The sequence below is a fragment of the Verrucosispora sp. SN26_14.1 genome, assembly GCF_004307965.1.
Taxonomy (GTDB): Bacteria; Actinomycetota; Actinomycetes; order Mycobacteriales; family Micromonosporaceae; genus Micromonospora.
In genome coordinates, this window is record NZ_SISL01000252.1 from 1 (window position 1) to 8656 (window position 8656).

8 protein-coding genes are annotated in these 8656 nt (G+C 70.9%); 6 read left to right on the forward strand and 2 right to left on the reverse strand.

Annotated elements, in window-relative coordinates; genetic code table 11:
- Positions 1-320 precede the first annotated feature (320 nt).
- On the forward strand, positions 321-1610 hold the full coding sequence (locus tag EYA84_RS20540; RefSeq protein ID WP_131054673.1) for a choice-of-anchor B family protein: 1290 nt from the start codon (positions 321-323) through the stop codon (positions 1608-1610).
- A complete protein-coding gene (locus EYA84_RS20545) occupies positions 1607-2548 on the forward strand; it encodes a hypothetical protein (RefSeq protein ID WP_236145869.1) in 942 nt (313 codons plus the stop codon). Before EYA84_RS20540 ends, EYA84_RS20545 begins: the two co-directional genes overlap by 4 nt.
- A 100-nt stretch (positions 2549-2648) precedes the next feature.
- On the opposite strand, the gene EYA84_RS20550 is transcribed toward EYA84_RS20545, so the two are convergent.
- Positions 2649-3095 (reverse strand): SRPBCC family protein, encoded by a 447-nt coding sequence (locus tag EYA84_RS20550; RefSeq protein ID WP_131054674.1) that lies wholly within the window; start codon positions 3093-3095, stop codon positions 2649-2651.
- Between the two features lie 186 nt (positions 3096-3281).
- Here EYA84_RS20550 and EYA84_RS20555 point away from each other — a divergent pair, with 186 nt between their 5' ends.
- The 4 genes from EYA84_RS20555 (at position 3282) to EYA84_RS20570 (ending at position 8470) form a co-directional block, all read left to right on the forward strand.
- Positions 3282-4631: a GH1 family beta-glucosidase gene (locus EYA84_RS20555; protein WP_131054675.1), complete on the forward strand. Its 1350-nt coding sequence runs from the start codon at positions 3282-3284 to the stop codon at positions 4629-4631.
- A complete protein-coding gene (locus EYA84_RS20560) occupies positions 4628-5899 on the forward strand; it encodes an MFS transporter (protein ID WP_131054676.1) in 1272 nt (423 codons plus the stop codon). Before EYA84_RS20555 ends, EYA84_RS20560 begins: the two co-directional genes overlap by 4 nt.
- Positions 5900-5982: 83 nt before the next feature.
- Positions 5983-7392 (forward strand): glutamate--tRNA ligase, encoded by a 1410-nt coding sequence (gene gltX / locus EYA84_RS20565; RefSeq protein WP_131054677.1) that lies wholly within the window; start codon positions 5983-5985, stop codon positions 7390-7392.
- Between the two features lie 433 nt (positions 7393-7825).
- Entirely contained in the window at positions 7826-8470 is a 645-nt protein-coding gene (locus tag EYA84_RS20570; protein WP_131054678.1) for a hypothetical protein, read from the forward strand.
- Positions 8471-8473: 3 nt separating this feature from the next.
- On the opposite strand, the gene EYA84_RS33560 is transcribed toward EYA84_RS20570, so the two are convergent.
- On the reverse strand, positions 8474-8656 hold a 183-nt coding region (locus EYA84_RS33560; protein WP_236145870.1), incomplete at its 5' end, for a hypothetical protein.

Below are 8656 nucleotides of genomic sequence, written 5' to 3' on the forward strand. Positions count from 1 at the left end.
GCGCATCGCGCCGGGCCCTCTCTCACGCTGGGGCCGGGGGAAAGGAAGGGCCCCCTGCTAACGCCTCGTGCATAGCAAGGGTCCCTTCCTAACACGCATGCGCGCACCCGCTCCACGAGCGCCGAGAACGGCGGCGACGCCGCCCCGGTATGACACAGGCGATATCAGGAGGCGACTTCCCCCCGTAACATCGCCGATCCACAATCATCGATAGGTATCCGACCTCCGCACGGGCACCACGCCGGCCCGGTGGACTCCTGTCGCGCCGTCCTCCGTCGGCTCGGACGCCGTCCGCCCCCGCGCGACGAGAGGGAGCACAGATGCGAATCGTCCGGATCGGCCTGGCCCTGGCCGTCGGCGCCCTGGTGGTGTCGACGCTGGGGCCGGGCTCGCCCTCGGTGGCACACGACCCCGCCACACCCGCCGGGCGGGCGTCGGCGCAGGAGTTCATGGCGCAACGGGAACCGACCCAGCAGGCGGCTGCCCTCGCGGCGACGGCCTGCACGAACGGTCAGGCGGCCGGCTACCCCTGCCGCAACGTGGACCTGCTGTCGTTCATGCCGCTGTCCGGCATCGGCGGCAGCCAGGCGAACGACATCTGGGGTTGGACCGACCCGCAGACCCGCAAGGAGTACGCGCTGGTCGGCCGCCGCAACGGCACCTCGTTCGTGGACATCTCGGACCCGACCGCGCCGGTGTACCTCGGCAACCTGCCCGCGTACCAGAACCGCACCGCCGTCTGGCGGGACATCAAGGTCTACCGTGACCACGCCTACGTGGTGGCGGACGTCTCCGGGCACGGCATGCAGGTCTTCGACCTGACGCGGCTGCGCGGCGTCACCACGCCTCAGACCTGGACGACGAACGCGCAGTACAACCAGTTCGGCAACTCGCACAACATCGCCATCAACGAGCAGACCGGCTTCGCGTACGCGGTCGGCACCAACACCTGCAGCGGCGGCCTGCACATGGTCGACATCCGGACCCCGAAGTCCCCGACGTCGGCCGGCTGCGTCAGCAACGACGGATACACCCACGACACCCAGTGCGTGGTCTACCGGGGTCCCGACACCGCCTACAGCGGGCGGGAGATCTGCGTCAGCTCCAACGAGGACACCGTCACCGTCGTCGACGTGACCACCAAGTCCGCCCCTCGACAGCTGGCCCGCATCGGGTACACCGGTCGGGCGTACACCCACCAGGGCTGGTTCACCGAGGACCAGCGCTACTTCCTGCTCGACGACGAGTTGGACGAGTCCCGTCGTGGGGTGAACACGCAGACCTACATCTGGGACCTGGCCGACCTGGACGCCCCTCGACACATCGGCACCTACAGCGCGCCCTCCGGCGTCGCCGCCACCGACCACAACCAGTACGTCAAGGGTAAGTACAGCTACCAGGCCAACTATCGGGCCGGGTTGCGCATCCTGGACCTGACCAACGTGGCCGCCGGCCGCGCCACCGAGGCCGGGTACTTCGACGTCTACCCGTCCAGCAACAGTTCCTCGATGAACGGCGCCTGGAGCACCTACCCGTACTTCCCGAGCGGTGTCGTCGTGGTCAGCGGCATCGAACAGGGGCTGTTCGTGTTGCAGCCCCGGCTGCCGTGACGACGACCAGTCAGGGGCCGGCGGCGAAAGCCGTCGGCTCCGTCGCCGTGCCGCCCACCCGGGAGTACGCGACCGGTCCCCCCGTTCCGGAACCGACGTCGGGTCCGCCGACGCGCTACGCGGCCATCGCGCTGGTGCTCGCGCTGACCCTGACGGTCGGCTTCTTCGCCGGGCGGGCCGGCGGCCCGAGCGGCACTCCGGCCCGGTCGTCCGGTGTCGTGCCGGGCGGGCACGCGGGCCACGGTCCGGGCGGGCTGGAGGTGTCCCGTGACGGCTGGTCGCTGGCGCTGCACACGCCGGACCTGACCGCCGGCGAGCCGGGTGAGCTGGCCTTCCAGATCAGCGACCAGACCGGGGCCGCACTGACCGAGTTCCAGGAGAACCACGAGCGCCGGATGCACCTGATCCTGGTCGGCCGTGACCTCTCCGGATATCAGCACCTGCATCCGGAGATGTCGCCCGACGGCACCTGGCGGGTGCGGGTCACCCCGTCGGCACCCGGCCCGTTGCGGGTGATCGCCGACTTCTGGCCGCTCGGCGCCCAGGCGGGGGTCACCCTCGGGACGGACCTGCCGGTTCCCGGCCGGTACGCGGCACGGCCACTCGATCCGCCCGAGGAGACGGTCCTGGTCGACGACTACACGGTCACCCTGGACGGCGGCCTGCGGGCCGGCGAATCCCACCAGGTGCTCGTCTGGCTCGGTCGCCTCGGGCAGCCGGTCAACGACCTGCAACCGCACCTGGGCGCGTACGGGCACCTGGTCGCGTTGCGCCAGGGCGATCTGGCGTACCTGCACGTCCATCCGGCGGCGGCGAGTCAGGCCAGTTCGGTGGTGGCGTTCGGCATCACGGTGCCGTCGACGGGCACCTATCGCCTCTTCTTCGAGTTCCGGCACCTCGACGAGGTACGCGTCGCGGCCTTCACCGTCGTCGTGTAGGGCGATCACCGGCGGCGTCGAAAACGGTGGCGGCCCGGGTGCACCTGGTCGGGACACCGGGGCCGCCACCGCATCGCGGGTGACGCCAGGAGGTGGTCGGTCAGCCGACGGCGGCCAGGTCGGTCAGCCGAGCCAGCGAGTCCTCCAGGTCGGCGCCGACCCTGCGCAGGCCGAGCCGGAGAAGCGCGGCCTTGACCGGGCCGGCCGGCCAGCGTACGACGATGAGCCGCACGACCGTCCCACCCTCGTCCTCGTCCGGGGTGAGCTGGACGTATATCTCGGTGCGCGCCTCCGCTCGGGCACCGGCGCCCTTGGCCCGTTCCCGCCAGCCGATCAGGGTCGGTTCCTGGTAGGCGATCACTTCGGCCTCATGTGCGGCACCGCGCCCGGCCTGGACCAGTTGCCGTCTGCCGAAGCCCTCGCCCGAGAGGACCTCGGCCGCACGGACGCCGGCCAGCCAGGCCGGCAACTGCTCAGCGCGCTGTACCACGTCCCAGACCGCGTTCACCGGTGCCGTCACGTGCGCGCTGCGTTCCACGAGGATCATTTCCGTCTTCCTCCAGTGAGGACATCCCACAATATTCGGAACTGTATGCGCAAAAACGGACGTATGTGGACGGGTTAACAAAGACACGCCGAAAGGTATTGCCATCGACGCATCGACACCCTATGGCGCAGCGCTCCCACGACCCCTAGAGTTCCGAACACGTTTCGCGTTTCGCCGGGAGGGCGCATGCAGACCGCTCCGATGCCCGACTTCCCCACCGGATTCCGCTGGGGCGTCTCCACCTCCGCCTACCAGATCGAGGGCGCCGCCGACGCGGACGGTCGCGGACCCTCCATCTGGGACACCTTCGCCCACTCCCCCGGGCGCATCCTCGACGGCAGCACCGGCGACGTGGCCTGCGACCACTACCACCGCTATGCCGAGGACGTCGCGCTGATGGCCGGGCTCGGGGTGACCGCGTACCGCTTCTCGGTGGCCTGGCCCCGCGTGCTGCCCGCCGGCACCGGCCGGGTCAACGCCGCCGGGCTCGACTTCTACGAGCGGCTGGTGGACGAGTTGCTCGGCCACGGCATCGACCCGGTCGCCACGCTGTTCCACTGGGACCTGCCCCAGCCGCTCCAGGACGCCGGCGGCTGGCTGCACCGCGACACCGCGCACCGGTTCGCCGAGTACGCCGACGTGCTGGCCACCCGCCTCGGCGACCGGGTCAAGCTCTGGATCACCCTCAACGAGCCGTTCATCCACATGAGCCTCGGCCACGGCACCGGCGAGCACGCCCCCGGCAAGGCGCTGCTCTTCGACGCCTTCCCGGTCGCCCACCACCAACTGCTCGGGCACGGTCTCGCGGTCGCCGCGCTGCGCGCCCGCAGCAACAGTCCGGTCGCCATCGCCAACAACTATTCGCCGGTACGCGTGCTCGGCGACGACCCCGCCGACGCCGCCGCCGGGTACGCCTACGACGCGTTGCACAACCGGCTCTTCACCGACCCGCTGCTCGGCCGCGGCTACCCGACCGAGCTGGGCTTCGACACCAGCGTGGTCCGCGACGGCGACCTCGACGTCATCGCCGCCCCGCTCGACGTGCTCGGGGTCAACTACTACAACCCCAGCGGCGTACGCGCCCCCGAGGAGGGCTCGCCGCTGCCGTTCACGCTGGTGCCGCTCACCGGGTACCCGCGTACCGCCTTCGACTGGCCGGTGGCACCGGACGGGCTCCGGGACCTGCTCGGCTGGCTGCACCGGCAGTACGGGTCGGACCTGCCCCCGATCCAGATCACCGAGAGCGGCTGCGCGTACGACGACACCCCGGACGCCGAGGGCCGGGTGCCGGACCCGGACCGGATCGCCTACCTGGACGGCCACCTGCGCGCGGTGCACGCGGCGATGGCCGACGGGGTCGACGTGACCGGGTACTTCGTCTGGTCCCTGCTGGACAACTGGGAGTGGGCCGAGGGCTTCACCAAGCGCTTCGGCCTGGTGCACGTCGACTTCGCCACCGGAGCGCGTACGCCCAAGTCCTCGTACTCCTGGCTGCGCGAGGTCATCGCGGCGGCCCGGCGGGAACCTCCGCGGTGACCACCGTCGACCCGACGCCGGCCTCGCTGCCGGCGGCGCTGGCGGAACCGACCGTGTCGGTGCGGCGCGGCTGGATCGCGCTGCTCTTCGCCGCGAACCTCGGCGTCTGGATGGCGTTCTTCACCCCGATCCAGGTGCTGCTGCCGCAGCAGCTCGGACAGATCGCGCCGACGAACAAGGAGACCATGCTGGCGGTGGTCACCGGGATCGGCGCGCTCGCCGCGGTGATCGTCAACCCACTGGTCGGGGCACTGTCGGACCGGACCTGCCTGCGGATCGGCGGTCGGGAGTTCGGCCGCCGGCACGTCTGGACCCTCGGCGGCGCGGTGCTCGGCGCGCTGTCGCTGGCACTGCTCGCCCAGGCGCAGACCGTGCTCGGCGTGGTCGTCGGCTGGGTCGCCGCGCAGACCTGCTTCAACGCGATGCTGGCCAGCCTGACCGCCGCCGTACCGGACCGGGTCCCGGTCGCCCAGCGCGGCGGCGTCTCCGGCTGGGTCGGCATCCCGCAGGCGCTCGGGCTGGTGCTCGGCGTCGTCCTGGTCACCGCCGTGGTCACCGGCAACGCCGCCGGCTACCTGGCGATCGCCGCCGCGGTGCTGCTGTTCGCGCTGCCGTTCGCGCTGCGCACCACCGACGACCCGTTGCCGCGTACGCACCGACCCCCGCTGCGGGGACTGCTGGCCGGCATGTGGGTGTCGCCGCGCCGGTACCCGGACTTCGGCTGGGCCTGGATCACCCGGTTCCTGGTGCAGCTCGGCAACGCCTTCGGCACCCTCTACCTGCTGTACTTCCTCACCGACGAGGTCCGGGTGGCCGACCCCGAGGGCGGCCTGCTGGTGCTGATCCTGCTCTACACCGCCGGGCTGATGGCCACCACGGTGGTCGCCGGGCGACTGTCGGACCGCACGGGCAAACGCAAGATCTTCGTCATCGTCGCCGGGATGGTGATCGCGGTCGCGGCCCTGCTGCTGGCCGTCGCCCCCACCTGGCCGATGGCGATCGTCGCCGCGCTGCTGCTCGGTGCCGGTTACGGGGTGTACCTGTCGGTGGACGCCGCCCTGATCACGCAGGTCCTGCCGAGGGCCACCGACCGGGCCAAGGACCTCGGCGTGATCAACATCGCCAACTCCGCCCCGCAGGTGCTCGGGCCGGCCGTCTCCGCCCCGATCGTGGTGTACCTGGGCGGCTACCCCGCCCTGTACGCCACCACCGCCGCGGTGACCGTCCTCGGCAGCATCCTGGTGCTGAAGATCCGTTCCGTCCCCTGACCCGCTGTGACGTAAGGAGGGGTCCCCTGTACGACACCAGGCGATAGCAGGGGACCCCTCCTTACATCTGTACGCTGGGGGCCGTGACAGTACGTGTGCGATTCGCCCCCTCCCCGACCGGTATGTTCCACGTCGGCGGTGCCCGATCGGCGTTGCAGAACTGGATCTTCGCCAAGCAGCAGGGCGGGGTGTTCGTGCTGCGTATCGAGGACACCGACGCCGCACGCAACAAGCCGGAGTGGACCGAGGGCATCCTGTCGGCGCTGGACTGGATCGGCATCGAGCGGGGCAGCTACGAGGGCCCGTGGTTCCAGTCCTCGTACGCCGACGAGCACCGGGCCGCCGCCGGACGGCTCCACGACTCGGGCCGCGCGTACTACTGCGACTGCACCCGGGAGGCCGTGCAGGCCCGGACCGGTAACCAGTACACCGGTTACGACGGGTACTGCCGGGACCGGGGACTGCCGCCCGGCGAGGGCCGTGCGCTGCGCTTCCGGACGCCCGACGAGGGCACGACGGTGGTCGTCGACCTGATCCGGGGCGAGCCGACCTTCGAGAACAAGCTCATCGAGGACTTCGTGATCGCCCGGGGCGACGGCTCGCCCGTCTTCCTGCTGGCCAACGTCGTGGACGACATGACGATGGGCATCACCCACGTGATCCGGGCCGAGGAGCACCTGCCCAACACCCCGAAGCAGCAGCTGCTCTGGGACGCGCTCGGGGTGAAGCCGCCGATCTGGGCGCACGTGCCGGTGGTGGTCAACGAGAAGCGGCAGAAGCTGTCCAAGCGACGGGACAAGGTCGCGCTGGAGGCGTACCGGGACGAGGGTTACCTCGCCGCCGCGATGCGCAACTACCTGATGCTGCTCGGCTGGGCGCCCTCCAACGACCGGGAGATCGTGCCCTGGTCGGTGATCGAGGACGAGTTCCGGCTCGACGAGGTGAACCCGTCGCCGGCCTTCTTCGACGAGAAGAAGCTGCGGGCGTTCAACGGCGAGTACATCCGGGCGTTGTCGGTCGAGGAGTTCGTCGAGGTCTGCGGGCCGTGGCTGACCGGTACCGGCAGCATCCCGCCGCCGCCGTGGCAGCCCGACGAGTTCGATGCGGCCACGTTCGCGGCGGTGGCGCCGCTGGCCCAGACCCGTATCGCGGTACTCAGCGAGATCGTGCCGAACGTCGACTTCCTCTTCCTCGCCTCCCCGCTGATCGACGAGGCGGCCTGGGCCAAGGCGATGAAGGAGGGCTCGGGCGAGCTGCTGGACGACGCCATCGCCGCCTTCGCGGCGGTGACCTCGTGGGACGCGGCGACGCTGAAGACCACCATGGAGGAGGTCGGCGCGGCGCGCGGTCTCAAGCTCGGCAAGGCCCAGGCACCGGTACGCGTCGCGGTCACCGGCCGGACGGTCGGGTTGCCGCTGTTCGAGTCGTTGGAGGTGCTCGGCGCCGAGCGCACCCTGACCCGGCTTCGCGCCGCCCGCGCCCGCCTGTTCTAGGGCTGCCGTGTGTAAGGAGGGGTCCCCTGCTAACGCCTCGTGCATAGCAGGGGACCCCTCCTTACATCCGTGCCGGCTGGCGGGCGGCGCGGTGGTGCGCCGGGAGCGTCCACGTCGGCAGGAGCAACGACACACCGAGCGCGACACCGAGCGCCACGCCGAACACCACTGCCCAGGACCACGTCGTACGCGCTACCCTGCCCCCCATCACCGCCAGCGCACAGGTAAGATCCGCCCCGCGTGTGCACGGCTGATCATCGGCCGATTCGCGATCACAGATAGTTCCAATTAGTGTTTCACCAGCTGCAACCAATCGTCGTTCCGCGGAGTCTTTGAAGTGGGTACCCGTCCTGTGGGGCATGGTCACCGACGTCGGCCCTCCAACGCGTGACCCCTGCAGCACAGCCGACCATCGACGGGGCGAGGAGGCGGCATGGTCCGACGGATGAGGCGACTGGCCGCGATAGCGGTCGGTGGAGTCGCTGCGGTGGTGTTGTCGCTGGCCTTCGTCGAGCCGGTCAAGGCCGCGCCGAAGGCGCCGCCGGCCGGTGTCGACATCACCGGACACGGGCTGGCCGAGCCGTTGCGGCTGCGCCACGACGCCAACCCGGAGCAGGTCGCCGCCGTCATCGACCAGGTGAGCCGTTCCCTGGCACCGGCGCGCGCGCCCGAGAAGGCCGACCTCGGTCCGAAGTACACCGTGGTGGTGCTGGCCGGTGACACTCCGAAGCAGACCTACGACCTCTATCCGAAGGCGGTCGGTGGGCCGCGCGTCTACCGGCCGGCAAAGCAGCCGGACGCCCGCAAGACCACGGCGGCCTGGTTCCTCGGACGGATCAGCATGTCGGAGACGCTGCGCACCGTCGGGGTGCCGCTGGAGCGGACGTACGAGGCGGTCAGCGGCGGGGTCGGCGGCGGCGAGCGGATCATCCCGGAGGACGCGCTCAATCCCGCTCAGGACATCAACGAGGCCTTCAGCGAGCTGCGCCGCCTGCTCCTGCTGAACGTCGCGGTGATGCTGGTGATCACCCTCGGGCTGGCCGGGATCGCGCTGCTGGTCCGCCGCCGGACCCGCTGAGCCTCAGCACCAGCGCCGCCGGACCTGCGGCACCTCGCGACACCAGCGCGGCCGGATCCGCCGAACCTCAGCGACCAGCACCGCCGGGCCTCCACGCCACGCGGCGCCGCAACCGCTCCTCAGCACCAGCGGCGTGGGGGGCGTTCCCGGCGTACCGCCCGCAGTGCCGGTCGGACCGGGCCGTGC

Coding starts and splice junctions, on each gene's coding strand:
- EYA84_RS20555 (WP_131054675.1), top strand. CDS start 3,282: ATGCAGACCGCTCCGATGCCCGACTTCCCCACCGGATTCCGCTGGGGC.
- EYA84_RS20570 (WP_131054678.1), top strand. CDS start 7,826: ATGGTCCGACGGATGAGGCGACTGGCCGCGATAGCGGTCGGTGGAGTC.
- EYA84_RS20550 (WP_131054674.1), bottom strand. CDS start 3,095: ATGATCCTCGTGGAACGCAGCGCGCACGTGACGGCACCGGTGAACGCG.
- EYA84_RS20540 (WP_131054673.1), top strand. CDS start 321: ATGCGAATCGTCCGGATCGGCCTGGCCCTGGCCGTCGGCGCCCTGGTG.